Consider the following 15,454-nt stretch of genomic DNA (forward strand, 5'->3'; position numbering starts at 1 on the left):
ATTAGTGTTGGCTTGTGGTTGAGGAAAGAGTTGGAAATCACCACCGTCGGTGTTAACTTGCTGGTCGATATGGATTATTTTTCAGTTTCTAATCGCAAGTTTTCTAGTGTGAGTAATATTTGCCGTTTGTGTTGTACAGCATGATAAGCAGGGAAGAGATGAGTATCGAGCAAGAGTTTACAGAAAAAGTCGGTGGCTACTTAGACAATCTCACCGATAAGTTACAGCCCGTTCTTAAGCAATTGATTGAGCATGACTATCCCCAAGAGGTAGTCACGCTGGCATTTGAGATCTTTGCCGATAGTTTTTCATCCCAATTCCCGGTGCGGGTATTTTTTATGGATATCGATGGCAAGGCTACATACGCCTCGCCAGTTAATCCTCATTTACTCGACATAGACCATGTTTATCCAGATGAATTTGAAGAGGAATATATCGAAAAGGATGAAGATCTTGACCCCTGGCAGATTGCAACAAACGCGCTTATTGAATGGTTCTCTAAATGCTGGATTGCCGCGGGTGGCCAAAGCTTTAAATTAAACGCCAATATCGCTCCCCATGATAGCCACTATGAGTTCAATTTAGTCGAGTGTCAGTGGCAAGAACGATGCTAACTCGCTTGAAGTTAAATATTTTTATATTAAATACGTTTTAAATTAAACACTTGGGTTTTGTATTTTTGGGTTAATACCCAGAGTGAGCCATCATATTGTTATCCAGCCTTGGTGTGCTCGCCTCACCATCGGGTGTTTCCCCATAAAAACCTAAGCTGATATTAGCTTACTGCAAATCTTGTCTTTGCTTACGTTACGCGTTGCTCACTCACGCTAGCGCCTTCTCAAAACAAAAGGCTTAGGCCTAGGCTTTTGAGCTATCTTAGCCCCGCCGTTTGCTGCATTTGGCAAACAACAATCTCACCTTAGCTATCGCAATTCGTCGTTACTGATAGTGCATCTTTGGATGCCATTAGCCGCACCGAAATAAACAATTGTGTTTTTGATCAAGCTATTTAGATGGATTTGTTGCGAATTTGTTTTCATGGTGTAGAACTATATTGTGCTGCACATTGATGGATACAGTTGGTAAAGGGCGGTTTCGGCAAGGGAATTGATTTCTAACCGAAATAAAGAGCGGGAAGGGAGTGGGAGCTGAACATGTTTTTGGATTATTTTGCCTTAGGCATTTTGTTTTTTGTCATAGTGGTGATCTTCTATGGCGTGATTGCCATCCACGATATCCCCTATGAAATTGCGAAAAAGCGCAATCATCCCCAGCAGGATGCATTGCATATCGCTGGCTGGGTCAGTTTATTCACGCTACATGCGATTTGGCCTTTTTTATGGATTTGGGCGACCTTGTATCGAGAGGATCGAGGCTGGGGATTTAGCACTGTGATGAAGCGCGAGCAGGCGTTGGAGGATGATGTTAAAGCGCTTAGGGAAACGGTATTGGCCTTGCAGACAAAGCTTGAACAACTGGAATCGACAGCTAAACCTGCGGTGGTGAAGCAATCCGAGGCAATACCCACAGAAGCCAGTGTGACCGAAACTAGCCCAAAAGCCGAGGTGTAACATGGATTTACTACTGATATTAACCTACGCCTCGATCTGCATTGTGATTTTTAAAGTGTTTAAGATCCCAATGAATAAATGGACAGTGCCGACCGCCGTATTAGGGGGCGTAGTGTTGATTGGGGCGCTATTGCTTATAATGAACTACAACCATCCCTATTCCCGTTTCGCGCGGGAATACTATGTGACCATTCCCATTACGCCAGCTGTGAAAGGTATAGTCACTTCTGTTGATGTCAAACCTAATACGCCGATTAAACAAGGGGATGTGTTGTTTCGCATCGATCCAACGCCCTATGAAGCTGTTGTTAAAACTAAAAAAGCGGCGTTGTTAGCAGCAGAGCAAGAGGTGCCACAACTTGAGGCAGCATTGGAAACCGCTAAGGCAAATGTGGCGAGAGTTGCCGCAGATAGAGATCGCAATAAGTCAGCCTATGATCGTTATGAACAAGGCCATCGTAAAGGTGGGGCTAACTCGCCTTTTACTGCACTGGAATTAGACAATAAACAACAATTGTATTTAGCCTCTGAAGCACAACTTACAGCGGCACGAGCGGAAGAGTTACGCGCACGTCTTGCCTATGAGTCCAATGTGGATGGGGTGAATTCTAAAGTTGCTGGACTACAGGGGGATCTTGAAAGCGCGCTCTATAATCTCGAGCAAACCGTAGTGCGGGCTCCGGCCGATGGTATTGTCACCCAAATGGCGCTGCGCCCAGGTGCGATGGCGGTGCCTTTACCTTTACGGCCGGTGATGAGTTTTATCCCCGACGAGCAGCGTTATTTTGCTGGCGCATTCTGGCAAAACTCCCTGCTGCGTTTGCAGGAAGGGGATGAGGCAGAAGTGGTATTAGATGCGGCGCCCGGGCAAGTGTTTAAGGGTAAAGTCGCTAAGGTTCTCCCTGCGATGGCTGAGGGGGAAATTCAGATGAATGGTACGCTGCAGTCGTCTAATCAACTGTTCCAAAGTGGTCGGGTTATCGTATTAATCGATATTGAAGATGACGCGATACGTCGCCAATTCCCGGCGGGCGTTGCGGGACAAGTGGCTGTGTATACAGAACATTTTCACCATGTCGCCGTGATGCGTAAAGTGCTGCTGCGGATGCAGGGCTGGCTAAACTATCTGTTCTTCGATGGGCACTAGTGGAGTTTTACGCTAACGACTTCGCTCGGAGCTGGTGTTAAGCTGCCAAGAGTGAATAAAAAAAGCGCTGACATGACTGTCAGCGCTTTTTTGTTATGCGAATGCTGGCTGCGATTAAATATCGAAGGCCAAGCTGCCCGGCGGGAGGAAGGGCCAGCTTTGACGCACAGGCGAGCCATCACCTTGTTCACCAAAGAAATAAGCCGTTCTTGGGGTGGCGTAGACCACACTGCCTTTTTGCAGTCCTAATTCTTGCAGATGATGGTGGGTAAAGGTGGCTTCCCACAGTTCTTCACTCTGCCAGCCGATAGGCGCCAGTTCGACACGCACTTCTGCGCCCACCGGTGTTATTGCCACTATGGTAAAGGGAATATGGGCTTGGCTGTTGGGTTTATCCGCCAGTGCCAGCTCATGGCTACGCACATAGAGCGCGCCGTGTTGTTGCAGTGGTGTTTGCTCCGGCGGCACTAAGAAGGCGTCACCATTAGTCCAACGATTTTGTTGCCAGCTCGCCTCAAATCGATTGACGTTACCCAAGAAATCAAACACAAAGCGGCTATTGGGTTGGGCGTACAACTCAATCGGAGTATTGACCTGCTCAATATGGCCGTTGCTCATCACCACCACTCTATCGGAAAGCTCTAAGGCTTCGTCCTGATCGTGGGTCACAAACACGCTCGTGAATTTCAGCTCATCGTGAAGACTGCGCAACCAGCGGCGCAGTTCTTTACGCACCTTGGCATCGAGGGCGCCAAAGGGCTCATCCAGTAACAGCACTTCGGGCTGAGTCGCTAAGGCACGGGCCAAGGCGATACGCTGTTTTTGTCCGCCCGAGAGCTGCTCAGGGTAACGCTGTGCTAAATGGCCCAGTTGTACCATTTCGAGTAAATGGCTGATGCGCTTTTGGATTTCAGCCTTAGACGGGCGCTGTTTTTTCGGAATGACTTCGAGCCCAAAGGCGACGTTGTCGGCGACCGTCATATGGCGGAACAGGGCGTAGTTTTGAAACACAAACCCGACTCTGCGGTCGCGCACATGCACTTGGGTCACATCGCGATTACCGAAATGGATTTGGCCGCTATCCGCACCCTCAAGGCCGGCAATAATCCGCAATAGGGTGGTTTTACCCGAGCCAGAAGGACCGAGAAGACCTATCATCTCGCCTTCTTGAATATCCAGATTGAGCGGCGAGAGCGCCTGAAATTGGCCAAATTTTTTGGAAATATTAGTTAAACGAATACTCATAATGATTGGCTCTGCTCTTGGTTGTCATTGGCGGATAAGCTGCGTTGTTGGCGCCACTCTACTAAGGCTTTTAGCAGTAAGGTACATAGGGCGATCAAGGCAAGCAGTGACGCGCTCGCGAAGGCGGCTTCGGCCTGATAATCTTCGTAAAGTAATTGCACATGCAAAGGTAATGTGTTGGTTTCACCGCGGATATTGCCAGATACTACGGCAACGGCACCAAACTCACCCACGGCTCTGGCGTTGGTGAGGATCACCCCATAAATCAGTGCCCACTTGATATTGGGCAGAGTCACGCGGCGAAACAGTTGCCACCATGAGGCGCCAAGAATAACCGCGGCTTCTTCCTCCGATGCGCCCTGTTGCTGCATCAAGGGGATTAATTCTCGGGCAACAAAAGGGCAAGTCACGAAAATGGTGACTAACAGAATCCCCGGCCAGGCAAACATAATTTGTAAATCGTGTTCGAACAGCCAAGCGCCGAGCCAGCCACTGTTGCCGTAAAGCAGCAGATAGAGCAAGCCTGCGACCACGGGCGATACGGCAAAGGGAATATCAATCAAGGTGATGAGTAACTTACGCCCCGGAAACTCAAAGCGCGTTACGCTCCAGGCGAGCAATACCCCAAACACTAAGTTAATCGGCACGGTCAGCGCCGCGACCATAAGGGTCAGCCCGATGGCGTGGAGTGAGTCGGGTTGGCTGAGATGCTCGATATAACGCTCCCAACCACCGACGAAGGCCTGCTGGAAAATACTGACTAATGGTAGCAGCAACAATACCATGGCCAAGAACACAGCAAGGGTGATTAGGCTCCATTTGATGAGGGGCGCTTCACCGACTCTTAAAGGTTTAAATGAGTTCATGGTGGCTCCTTATCGGCCGTGAATGCGGCGTAAATAACGCGCCTGCCACAGGTTAATCAGCAGTAGCAGCAACAGCGAGGTCAGCAGCACGACGGAGGCAATGGCGCTGGCGCCGGCAAAATCAAATTCCTGTAGACGAACGAAAATCATCAGGGAGGTGATTTCACTGATGTAGGGCATATTACCTGCGATAAAAATCACGGCGCCAAACTCACCCAGACTGCGGGTAAAAGACAGCGCAGTACCGACCACTAAGGCAGGCCAGAGGGAAGGTAAAATCACCCGCCAAAATACGGCACCATCGGTTGCGCCTAAGGTCATGCCAGCTTCTTCTTCATCGTGGGATAACTCTTCCAATACGGGCTGAACGGTTCGCACTACGAAGGGAATGCTGGTGAAGATCATCGCAACCACAATCCCCAATGGTGTGTAGGCCACTTTGATGCCAATTTCGGCCAATAGGCTACCAATCTGGCCATTTTCTGCGTACAGAGTTGCTAGGGTGATACCCGCCACGGCTGTAGGTAAGGCAAAGGGTAAATCAACTAAGGCGTCGAGGATACGCTTACCCGGAAACTCGTAACGCACCAACACCCAGGCGAGTAACAGGCCGAAAAGGCAGTTAAACAGGGAGGCGGCCAGTGCAGATAAAATAGTGACTTTATAACTTGCCAGCACGCGGGGATCTGCAATCACGCCCCAATACTCGGCCCAGCTCATCTGGCTGGTTTGCATAATCAGGCCAGTGGTGGGAAGCAAGAGAATTAAGCTAACAAACAGTAAAGACACACCTAGGCTGATACTAAACCCCGGCAAAACCCGCTTGTGGCGTAAGCGCCCATTATTAAATATCACTGAATAACCACCCGATAAGGTTAATGGAGTTAATCCAATATTATTATGCCATTAGCACGTTATTGCTCAATCGCGATAAAGACAACTTGTGATAGCGACCTTGTCCGTTGCCGCAATATAACCACAAAACCCGGGACATTGCCCGGGTTGTGGATTTGGTGACTTAGGTACCCAAGCGGATGATCAACGTTTTAATAACTGATCCAGTTTGGCGCCATTGGCAAATTGGGTCTTCATGGCGTTGTCCCAGTTACCTATGATTTGCTCAACGGTCATTAACTCAACCGCTGGGAACTGTTTGGTAAATTCGGCAACAACCTTCTCGTTGTGAACGCGGTAGTTAAACCCGGCTAACAAACGTTGTGCTTCTTCGCTGTAAAGATAGTTTAAATACTCGGTCGCTAATTCTTGAGTGCCGTTACGCTTTGCGTTTTTCTCTACGACGGCAACGGGGAATTCCGCCAGAATCGAGGTTTTAGGCACGACAACTTGGTAATCATCGGCACCATATTGCTGACGGATATTGTTCACTTCAGATTCGAAGGTGATCAGCACATCGCCGATGCCACGCTCTACAAACGACGTGGTTGCACCACGGCCGCCCGTATCGAATACGGCAACGTTACCGAGGAACTTCTTCAAGAACTCATCTAATGAGGCTTGATTATCTTTGCCATAGTTTTTCTGGGCATAACCTAAGGCTGCTAAGTAGGTGTAGCGAGCATTACCCGAGGTTTTTGGGTTCGGGAACACCAGCTTAACGTCATCTTTAGCTAAATCATTCCAGTCGCTGATTTGCTTTGGATTATCCTTACGCACCAAAAACGCGATGGTAGAGTAGTAAGGTGAGCTGGCATTCGGCAGCAGTTGTTGCCAGTTTTCTGGGATTAACTTGCCGCGGTCATGCAGAATTTGTACATCGGTGACTTGGTTAAAGGTCACCACATCGGCGGGTAAGCCCTGAAGAATCGAGCGAGCCTGAGCGGAAGAACCCGCATGGGATTGCTTGATTTCAACGGTCTTGCCGGTTTGTTCTTGCCAATGTTTAGCAAAAACAGGGTTATAGGCATTAAATAATTCCCGCGCGATATCGTATGAGGAATTTAATAGTGTCTGATCGGCGGCTGCCACATTGAGGGTGGTTCCCAGTAATAGGGTTCCCAGCAGGGCTTTAGTCAATTTTACTGGCATTTTGTACTCCTTAATCTGGCAACTGTGTCAGTGTATAGGAATAGAGTAATAGAAGATTTTATTTATAAAAAGCCACATTAATAGAACTTTTTTGAATAACTATGAGCGAATAATTGTATGCTTCAGGTGAGATTCATCGTGTTTGTTGTGGCTAACCCCCTTAAAATAACCCTATGCTGAATCGCTTTATCAAAAGGATCATTCAAGTGTTTGACTTTCCGACTATTGAAGCCTGTATTGGGCAAACTCCGCTGGTGCGTTTGCAGCGGCTTGATTGTGGTAGCTCAACGGTATTGTTAAAGCTGGAGGGGAATAACCCGGCTGGCTCGGTAAAGGATCGAGCGGCGCTGAATATGATTATTCAGGCGGAGCTTCGCCAAGAGATAGCCCCCGGGGATACCCTGATTGAAGCCACCAGTGGCAATACGGGCATAGCCTTAGCCATGGCTGCGGCGATTAAAGGCTACAAGATGATCCTGATCATGCCGTCGAATTCGACCCAGGAGCGTAAGGATGCCATGCAGGCCTATGGCGCCGAGTTGCTGCTGGTGGACAATATGGAAGCCGCGCGGGATTTAGCCTTAGATCTTCAGGCACAAGGCAAAGGTAAGGTGCTGGATCAGTTCAATAATCAAGATAATGCTAACGCCCATTTTCAGACCACTGGTCCCGAAATTTGGCAGCAGAGCCAAGGTAAGATCACTCACTTTGTCTCCAGCATGGGTACCACAGGCACTATTATGGGCGTGTCGAAATACCTAAAGAGCCGTAATCCCGATATCACTATTGTCGGGCTACAACCCGCCGATGGCAGTTCGATTCCGGGGATCCGCCGCTGGCCGCAGGAATACCTACCGGGTATTTTTGATGCTGCCCGTGTCGATACCGTGATGGACATTGAGGAGCAAGACGCTAAAGCCATGGCGAGAACCTTGGCCCGTGAAGAAGGTATTTGTGCAGGTGTGAGTTCTGGCGGCGCGGTGTTTGCGGCGCTCGAGATTGCGAGGCAGAATCCGGGGTCCGTTGTAGTCGCAATTGTGTGTGATAGGGGCGACCGTTATCTGTCATCTGGGTTATTTTCTTAATCCTAACTTAGATAGAAATTTGTTTTTTCTTCGGCAATAGAAATGGGCGTTTATCGCCCATTTTTATTGCCTATTGTATAAGCCACAGTGATTTAAACCATTAATGGTTAAAGTCATTATGGTTTACACCATCAAGGGCTAACCGCCATCAGATCAATCAGTGCCGTTTTAATCAGGCTTATGGCTGCGGTGGAAACTGCGCCAAAATCCGGCTAACGGCTTTGGCTGTGTCTTGAGCTTTTTTATCGCCGCCGCCATCAAAATCGAAACTATCAGTGCCGCGCCAAATCAGCTTATTAGTTTTAGTGTCGATAATATCAATTTGAATAGTTTGGATTTTTGCCGTGTCACTGCCAAGCGGCACGCCGACGCTCGTACCTACGCCAATGCCGCCAGAACGGCCAAAACTGCCCGTGCCTAAGCCTATGGATAGGCCTGAGTCTTTGGGTTTGTCTTGAGTTAGTAAACCATAGGCGACTTTAAAATCGGGGGAAGAGGCATTTTCAGTAAAGCCCTTTTGGCTTAATTGCTGGGTGATTTCGGTTTGAATGCGCTGGGCGCTGAGTGGGTCGTCACTGGGCTGGGGAGCGAGCTGGCTGAAGCTCTGTAATGCCTTAAAGTCGTAATTGAGATCGTAATCGTTTTTCGGCTTACTGCTGCAGGCGCTGACTAAGACCAAGGCGACAAACAGACTGGCGATATTTTTGTATCCCATGATGGCACTCCAAGTTGTACAAACTCTGTTCAATGTGCCTTGATTAACAGTAAGACTGCAAGTAATTTAGTGAAAAGTGTTTAATTTTTGTATTGTTTTACTTGTGTATCTAAGGTCACGTATTTTAGATGCTTAACTGGTAGAGTCGCTCAACATCATGGAACAGTTAGCCTTTTTCGAAATACCTAGTCCCTGCATCGGTGTGTGTCAAACCGATGCCCGCGGCTATTGCAAAGGTTGCCTGCGTAATCGTGAGGAGCGATTCAATTGGTTGCACTTCACCGATGCCCAAAAGCATGATGTGATCCGTTTATGCCACCAACGTAAACGTCGGCGGCAGTTGGCCTTATACAAAGCTCGTCAGCAAGCACTTGAGCAGGAGAGGGCGGCGCTTAATCCACAACTCGATTTTGAGCCGCAAGACGCCGCTGAGTTAGACCTCAGGGATTTTGACCTCGATGAATAATCTAACTTTGAGAGCGATACTTAAGGGCTTAGATTTCCCGCTTCTTCGGCCAGCTTAAGGTAAAACGCGTTTGAGTGGGATTGCTGCTGACGCTCACTTCGCCCTGATGACGCTGCATAATTCGTTTGATAATCGCCAGACCTAAGCCATGACCCTTGTTACCATTTTGCACCGATTGGCTGCGATAAAAGGGCTCGAACACCATAGGTAAATCCACCTCTGGAATAGGCTCCCCATCATTACTGACACTTAAAGTCACCCTTTGCGGGGTTTGGCTGACTTCAATCAATATTTGCTGGCGAGCAAAACGCTGGGCGTTGGTCAGCAGGTTTTGTAGTGCGCGTTCAATCAGAGCGGGTTCGCCGACCAAGGGGAGAGTTGTCATCTCCGCCTGTAAGTGGATAGGGGTATCACTTAAGCTGCTCAAGCGTTTGATGCTCTGGTTAACTAAGCTAAGCAGATCGTATTCGTCTAAAGGCGTGCCTTCGCGCTGAGCCTCAAGACTGGCGTAAGTTAGCAGTTCCTGCAGCAGGTTTTCCATTTCCTTAATGTCGAGCTGCATCTCATTGAGAAAATCCTGACGCTTTTGCTCGTCAGAATCGGGCTGGCAGTACATCGGCATTAGGGCGAGGGCGAATTTCAGCCGTGCGAGTGGGGTGCGGATCTCATGGGAAACCGCATTGGATAAATGTTTTTGGTTTTCGATTAACGCACTGATATGGCGCGCCATTTCATTAAAGGTGTTCGCTAAGGGTTTAACCTGCGAGCGGTTTGAGAGGCTAATGCGTGTATCCCATTTGGCCTCGCCAAAATCCTTGGTGGCCTTACGTAGAATACTCAAATCACGCGACAACGGGCCGACCCAAATCAGCGCAACCAATGCCAACGAGAGATAGAAAAACAGCGTAAACAGATTCCGCAGTGAGGCTCTAGGGTCTATCTCTATGGGACCTGCCATTAACACTTGCTCGCCAACTTGAATAAACTGGAATTGCTCGCCCTCGCTGGTTGTGGTGGTAACCACATGATTGGGCGTGAGCTGTTGGTCTTTGGCTAGCGCAATTTGATCTGGGCTGAGCAGATTAAGGGGCAACTGATCATGGCTGGGCAGCGCCTCAAGATAGTCGTTACGATTCTCCTCTGGCAGTTGGGTTAGCAACTGGGCTAACGCAACCAGAGGAGCGTCTAACGCATTATTTTCGTCCACATTTTTCTGCCACAGGCTGTCCAGTGTCCAGCCTATGCCTAGAAAACTGAGGCTCAGCAGTAAATATAAGCTGATAAAGAGACGTTTCACGGCAGCTCTTAGTTGTTCCAAGCCTCGGGGGCGAAGAGGTAGCCCTGTCCCCAGACGGTTTTAATTCTGAAAGGGGTCTCAATATTGTCGTTGAGCTTTTTACGCAGCCTTGAAATGCGCACATCTATCTTTCTGTCTTTACCATCAAAATCTATGTTAAGCAGTAATTGATAGATGTACTGACGGCTCAGCACTTGTCCCGCCTGCGAGGCCAGTAACCAGAGGAGTTCAAACTCATGGCTGGTGAGGTCGACTTCTTTATTGTCGAGGCGGATAGCATGAGTATGGGGATCGATACTCAGCTTACCAAAGGTCAAGCAGTGGGATTCGGCCTGCGGCGGTTGGTTTTGGCGACGTAATAGGTTGTTGATACGAGCAACCAGCAGCGCGGGGTCGACGGGTTTCACCACATAGTCGTCGGCACCGAGTTCTAAGCCTTTGATCTGATCTTCGCTCGACCCTAGGGCACTCATCAGCAGGATAGGGCCGGCAAAGTAATCGGGCAGCTTTTCACACAGGCTAAGGCCATCTAGACCTGGCAACATAATGTCTAGCAGTATGATATCGGGCTTGTAGTTGATTAAGCGGGTTAAGACTGTGTCACCGCGGCGCTCGACTTCAACGTGCATACCGTGTGATTTCAAATAATCTACGATTAAATTCGCAAGACGGACATCGTCTTCAACCAATAACACTCTGTGGGGTGATTGTGGATTCGTCATTAAAATAAACTCCAAGGGTTACGGTAACGTCTGCGCACCTGAGGCTGCGAGGTTGACGTAATTTTTAATTTGGCTCCAGCCAGTGTTTGATTGGTGTCCTTACTCACTAAGATAAATTGAATATCGTTTAACGTACTGACATTCAACGTTATTGCATGCTGTTCCAGTGATTCGCTACACCATTTAGGATAGGCGTTATTATCGGACAAGATACAGACTAGCTCGTCGTTGGCGAGTTGCCACTGTAGCTCTACGCGGATCTCACAGGCTTGGCTTTCATCCCCAGTGATACAGATTTCGGGGGTGAGTTTTAAGGTTGACTCTTCATTCGATGCTGCAAGTGTATGACTGGGCCCCATCAAGCTAACGCTTAGGCCTAACACGCACAGCATCCTGATATGAAGAGGAGTCACTAGTGTCAGAACCTATACGCCGCGCCAATAAAATATGTGCTGCTATAGTCTTGATCGAGCAAGGGGCTGGCGGCAATTTCGTCTGCAAGTTGTGTGTAGCGGAACGCAAAAAGCATGTCCCAGTTATCAGTTAAGATATAACGGGCTGTCATTTCTATCCCTTTATTCCAACCTGCATCGGCATGGTAATGTTGGCTCCAATAATCATTTTCACTCGGGCGAACACCATAGTAATAATCGACCACATTGGTACTCTTCCAATCGAATACGAGTGACATATCCATCACCCAGCGCGTTAAATGCCAGCCATAGGTCCATTTGATTTGCGCTTCAGACCCTTGGTGCACATTAAACATATCATGGGTATAGGCTAACCTCACTACACCTAACGGGCTATAAATAAAGGCTTCAGCGCCGCCGAGCATGGTAAAGTTGCGCGATTCTAAGGAGTTAAATACGGGGTCTGGCTCACTGCTCAGGGCGGTATTGGTTGAGAGCAGTCTGGCTTCTTCCTGTGAACTGCGTTTTAGGAAGATATTGGACGGATCCCAACGGTAAAAGTAGGCCCTATCTAAGCTATAACTGGTCACTAAGTTTAAGCTGAAGTACTTCTGCTCGGTTAAACTGTAGCCCAAGTTGCCATTATCAAAAAACCAATGCTCACCATAGTAAGCTACGGTGGGAATAAAGAAGACTGGGATATCATCAAAATCTCGCAATGGATTGGTCTTCTGTCCCCAGCCGATCGCCACCCCTAAATCCCAGTTACGCATTTCAATACATTCATCTTTAGTGACGCACGGCTCCTTCGCCATTCCTATTGAAGGCAGGCTAAGTGCGGCGAGTAAGATAAATAGAATTCGATACATGATTTTGCGTTCGGGTTTAATGTCTGTCGATAATGGGCAACAGATTAGCATTTTATGCTTAATTCCACAGTGCTTTCACCTTTAGGGATGCAAAATGATACAGATATCATATAAATAGCTGATATGTAGATTACGCAATCAGTTGAAAGACAAAATAAAAATTTTAAATGCCGTTGCTTAACACTTTTAACGGAGTTTGATTTTTGTGTTTTATGTGTTGTGGCTTTAGGTGTTTGTGGTTAATGACTTTGTTGTGACGGATAAAAATGCCATTCAAGATTTGAATGGCATAGATAGTGTGAGCTAAAACCCCATGGAGCCATAGGCTAAAGGAAGTAAAAAATCGATCAGTTAAGCTCTTTGACGGTTTGATAACCCATTTCTGTCAGTTGGTCATTCACGCAGTCGAGCACATATTGTTTAAGCTCGGCATTTTCGACCTGATCTTCCGAGGCCATTTGTTGGCACACTTCAGTCAGTTGGGCGATATCATTTGCTGGGGCAGGAGGAAGTGTCGATTCATCGGCAAAGGTTGCGAAACTCATTAGTGCCGACAGTGTGATAACAGCTGATAAGGTTTTCATTTTATTTCCTTTAGTTATTGATAGTTAACAACAGCCTAACTGGTTTCCCATCATGCCGCTGTGTCAACAGATAGCAATCTATCACTGCTATTATTTTTTAGATATAAATAATTTTTCGCTAATTTGGTGAGTTATTTTTGTCAGCAATACTTGGCGGTTTTATCTTCGGCTTTCTGGACGTTGAATGCTGATGTGATCGCCCGCCTTGTCAAGGCAGAGGGATCTGCACAGTATTGCATTTAAGTTATCCTGCTACTTCTTTCATTAAGACTCTCTAAAAGATCTTTAGTTTCATCGTCTAAAGCCTGTAAATGTTATGAATTTGTCTAAAGTTAGACTTATATCAACTTTGCTAGAATTATTGGATGAAGTTAATATTTTTAAGGCTTTAACCCTATAACGAATAACAGCTTTTTTAGTTGAAGAAATCGGAAGTTTGAACCTTAGCAAAATTCCGCGCTAAATCTGATTTACAGCACTTTTTATATTGTTATTTTGTAGCTATTTGAATCTTATAAGGTTAATTTTTGAACATCATGTTTTGTTATTATTTATTTTTGTTAAGATTTTGATTTGTATAGTATATATTTCTTTTTTGAATGATATTAACGTTTTGGTTGTACTCAGGTTGGTTGTTATCTAAAATTCGCCGCTTTTTATAAAACGATAAGTATCTAGCCTGTTTCTAGATATTCATATTAACGTATTTATTTTGGGGACTTCCTGTGTCGACAAAACTGGCGAATCCTGCTCCATTAGGCTTAATGGGCTTTGGTATGACGACTATCCTGCTGAACATTCACAATGCGGGCTATTTTCCGATTGATGCAATGATCTTAGCTATGGGCATTTTCTATGGCGGGCTAGGCCAAATCATTGTCGGTATTATGTGTTTTATGCGAGGTGATACCTTTGGGACAACCGCATTTACTTCTTACGGCTTATTTTGGCTAACCTTAGTCGGACTGATTTTAATGCCTAATGCCGGAATTGCGGCGAGCCCAACCCACTTTATGGGATGGTATTTAACCCTGTGGGGGATCTTTACTGCTTTTATGTTCGTCGGTTCGCTACGCTACCCGAGAGCGAAACAGTTTGTGTTTGCCTCGCTCACGATTTTGTTCTTCCTGTTGGCGGCAAGAGATTTCACTGGCAGCGCCTTGATTGGCACTATTGCGGGTTTTGAAGGGATTATCTGTGGCGCGAGTGCGATTTACTTTGCCATGGCGCAAGTGCTTAACAATGAATATGGCCGCACGATTTTGCCGATTGGTGAGTTAAAAGCAAAGGCTTAAGCGTCATTATTGATGTTGAGTATTTAACAATAAGGCTGAATGATTCAGCCTTATTGTTTTTGAAAGCCTGTGCGGTTAGGTTAGATTTTTGCCTTAATAAACGCGCAACAGGCCTCATCTAAACTGCGATTCGACAGATAACTGGTGCCGGTTTTATGGGTGATCAGAAACCCCTTTTCCGTTGGCACAATACGGTAAATATCCGTCCAAAGGATTTGGCTTTTAACATATTGTGATTGGGTGCTAATCCCTTGTTCATCCACGATAAGCGTGACTTCATTATTGGCGGCCTTACTCATCATCTGCCGCATCAACCACCAGGCTTTGTTGTATTTCACATTTAACGCTTCAATCACCCCGAGCCCGACAAAGAAATAGGCCAGATAGAGGCTGACATCCGCAAAAATCAGTGCAATACCAATGAGTCCAAACCCCATGGCCTTATAGTAAGGTTTGAGCGTGGGATCGGGTTTAACTGACTGGGTATAACACTCGTCAAAATGCGCTTTATCTAAGATATAAGTAGTGGAATAACAATAAGGTGTTGTCATCGAGTTATCTAATATTGGAAAGCCTGATTGTGCGTTAGTTTAGCGATTTAGCCTGTCAATGTAACGATTTTTAGGGGTGGTTCTAAGGAGTGGATAAGGCGAGGAATACTGAATTTATGTATCCCGCCGCCTTAGGATTAGCGCTTAATAACGATTGCGTTCGTTGGGCAGATCGCTGAGATATTCCACAAACTCGACTTCAAAGCCATGGGCATCGAAGAAGTAAATATTGCGCCGGAAAGGATCTTCCATGCCATCTTTGGCTATCGGAAAACCAGCTTGGGTTAGTCTGGCAATCACGGCATCTAAATCACTCACCACAAAGGCAAAATGGGCTAAACCAATTTGATGGCCCGTTAAGTCGCGGTTTTCGCCTTCACCGTTATCGCTAAAGGCAATGTACTGATAATCATCGCCAAAGTGGATCCAATTGCGAGGCTTGCCGTACCAAGTCCCTTTATCTCCGCCACGGACACGCCAATGGGGGAAGGCGGCTTGATAAAAAGTGAGTGCTTTGGGGATGTCGTCAACGACTAGGTTGATATGTTCTAAATGGATCATAATGCGTTCCTTGTAATGATT

18 protein-coding genes are annotated in these 15,454 nt (G+C 46.9%); 6 read left to right on the plus strand and 12 right to left on the minus strand.

From position 1 onward, the window contains the following. Positions 1-158 precede the first annotated feature (158 nt). The 3 genes from EYR25_RS11460 to EYR25_RS11470 all read left to right on the plus strand — a co-directional run bounded on the left by EYR25_RS11460 (position 159) and on the right by EYR25_RS11470 (position 2,718). Positions 159-614: a hypothetical protein gene (locus EYR25_RS11460; RefSeq protein WP_133180200.1), complete on the plus strand. Its 456-nt coding sequence runs from the start codon at positions 159-161 to the stop codon at positions 612-614. 540 nt (positions 615-1,154) lie between these two features. Next, complete coding sequence (locus tag EYR25_RS11465; RefSeq protein WP_133180202.1) at positions 1,155-1,571, plus strand: DUF3302 domain-containing protein; 417 nt, start codon at positions 1,155-1,157, stop codon at positions 1,569-1,571. Position 1,572: 1 nt separating this feature from the next. After that, the gene (locus tag EYR25_RS11470) at positions 1,573-2,718 is read left to right on the plus strand and encodes an HlyD family secretion protein (RefSeq protein ID WP_023267928.1); all 1,146 of its coding nucleotides are present in this window, start codon (positions 1,573-1,575) and stop codon (positions 2,716-2,718) included. Positions 2,719-2,832: 114 nt separating this feature from the next. On the opposite strand, the gene EYR25_RS11475 is transcribed toward EYR25_RS11470, so the two are convergent. From EYR25_RS11475 to cysP, 4 genes are all read right to left on the minus strand, one after another. Next, positions 2,833-3,963 carry a sulfate/molybdate ABC transporter ATP-binding protein gene (locus EYR25_RS11475; RefSeq protein WP_133180204.1) on the minus strand — a complete coding sequence of 377 codons (1,131 nt, stop codon included), beginning with the start codon at positions 3,961-3,963 and terminating at the stop codon, positions 2,833-2,835. After that, positions 3,960-4,829 (minus strand): sulfate ABC transporter permease subunit CysW, encoded by an 870-nt coding sequence (gene cysW, locus EYR25_RS11480; RefSeq protein ID WP_011627003.1) that lies wholly within the window; start codon positions 4,827-4,829, stop codon positions 3,960-3,962. Before cysW ends, EYR25_RS11475 begins: the two co-directional genes overlap by 4 nt. Before the next feature lie 9 nt (positions 4,830-4,838). Continuing rightward, on the minus strand, positions 4,839-5,684 hold the full coding sequence (cysT, locus tag EYR25_RS11485) for a sulfate/thiosulfate ABC transporter permease CysT (RefSeq protein WP_088210373.1): 846 nt from the start codon (positions 5,682-5,684) through the stop codon (positions 4,839-4,841). Between the two features lie 183 nt (positions 5,685-5,867). After that, complete coding sequence (gene cysP, locus EYR25_RS11490; RefSeq protein ID WP_133180206.1) at positions 5,868-6,875, minus strand: thiosulfate ABC transporter substrate-binding protein CysP; 1,008 nt, start codon at positions 6,873-6,875, stop codon at positions 5,868-5,870. A gap of 206 nt (positions 6,876-7,081) precedes the next feature. On the opposite strand from cysP, the gene cysM reads away from it, so the two are divergent. Further along, the gene (cysM, locus tag EYR25_RS11495; protein WP_133180208.1) at positions 7,082-7,960 is read left to right on the plus strand and encodes a cysteine synthase CysM; all 879 of its coding nucleotides are present in this window, start codon (positions 7,082-7,084) and stop codon (positions 7,958-7,960) included. A 178-nt stretch (positions 7,961-8,138) separates the two neighbouring features. Here cysM and EYR25_RS11500 read toward each other — a convergent pair whose 3' ends face one another. Further along, positions 8,139-8,675, minus strand: a complete 537-nt coding sequence (locus EYR25_RS11500) for a DUF4136 domain-containing protein (protein ID WP_133180210.1) — start codon at positions 8,673-8,675, stop codon at positions 8,139-8,141. 157 nt (positions 8,676-8,832) lie between these two features. Here EYR25_RS11500 and EYR25_RS11505 point away from each other — a divergent pair, with 157 nt between their 5' ends. Next, complete coding sequence (locus EYR25_RS11505) at positions 8,833-9,141, plus strand: DUF1289 domain-containing protein (protein ID WP_133180212.1); 309 nt, start codon at positions 8,833-8,835, stop codon at positions 9,139-9,141. 28 nt (positions 9,142-9,169) lie between these two features. Here EYR25_RS11505 and EYR25_RS11510 read toward each other — a convergent pair whose 3' ends face one another. From EYR25_RS11510 to EYR25_RS11530, 5 genes are all read right to left on the minus strand, one after another. Beyond that, the gene (locus EYR25_RS11510) at positions 9,170-10,438 is read right to left on the minus strand and encodes a sensor histidine kinase (protein WP_011718007.1); all 1,269 of its coding nucleotides are present in this window, start codon (positions 10,436-10,438) and stop codon (positions 9,170-9,172) included. 8 nt (positions 10,439-10,446) lie between these two features. Beyond that, positions 10,447-11,160 (minus strand): winged helix-turn-helix domain-containing protein, encoded by a 714-nt coding sequence (locus EYR25_RS11515; protein ID WP_011718006.1) that lies wholly within the window; start codon positions 11,158-11,160, stop codon positions 10,447-10,449. Next, complete coding sequence (locus EYR25_RS11520; protein WP_165953568.1) at positions 11,160-11,552, minus strand: DUF3019 domain-containing protein; 393 nt, start codon at positions 11,550-11,552, stop codon at positions 11,160-11,162. Before EYR25_RS11520 ends, EYR25_RS11515 begins: the two co-directional genes overlap by 1 nt. 26 nt (positions 11,553-11,578) lie before the next feature. Then, complete coding sequence (locus EYR25_RS11525; protein ID WP_088210405.1) at positions 11,579-12,442, minus strand: MipA/OmpV family protein; 864 nt, start codon at positions 12,440-12,442, stop codon at positions 11,579-11,581. Between the two features lie 347 nt (positions 12,443-12,789). Next, positions 12,790-13,026 carry a hypothetical protein gene (locus tag EYR25_RS11530; protein WP_011718003.1) on the minus strand — a complete coding sequence of 79 codons (237 nt, stop codon included), beginning with the start codon at positions 13,024-13,026 and terminating at the stop codon, positions 12,790-12,792. A gap of 725 nt (positions 13,027-13,751) precedes the next feature. Between EYR25_RS11530 and EYR25_RS11535 the strand changes: the two genes are divergently transcribed. Continuing rightward, a complete protein-coding gene (locus tag EYR25_RS11535; RefSeq protein WP_011718002.1) occupies positions 13,752-14,321 on the plus strand; it encodes an acetate uptake transporter in 570 nt (189 codons plus the stop codon). 80 nt (positions 14,322-14,401) lie between these two features. Here EYR25_RS11535 and EYR25_RS11540 read toward each other — a convergent pair whose 3' ends face one another. Then, positions 14,402-14,872, minus strand: a complete 471-nt coding sequence (locus tag EYR25_RS11540) for a YcxB family protein (RefSeq protein WP_023267918.1) — start codon at positions 14,870-14,872, stop codon at positions 14,402-14,404. A gap of 144 nt (positions 14,873-15,016) precedes the next feature. Next, on the minus strand, positions 15,017-15,433 hold the full coding sequence (locus EYR25_RS11545; protein ID WP_086904221.1) for a VOC family protein: 417 nt from the start codon (positions 15,431-15,433) through the stop codon (positions 15,017-15,019). Between the last annotated feature and the right edge of the window lie 21 nt (positions 15,434-15,454).

It is taken from the genome of Shewanella decolorationis (genome assembly GCF_004354305.1).
Taxonomy (GTDB): Bacteria; Pseudomonadota; Gammaproteobacteria; order Enterobacterales; family Shewanellaceae; genus Shewanella; species Shewanella decolorationis.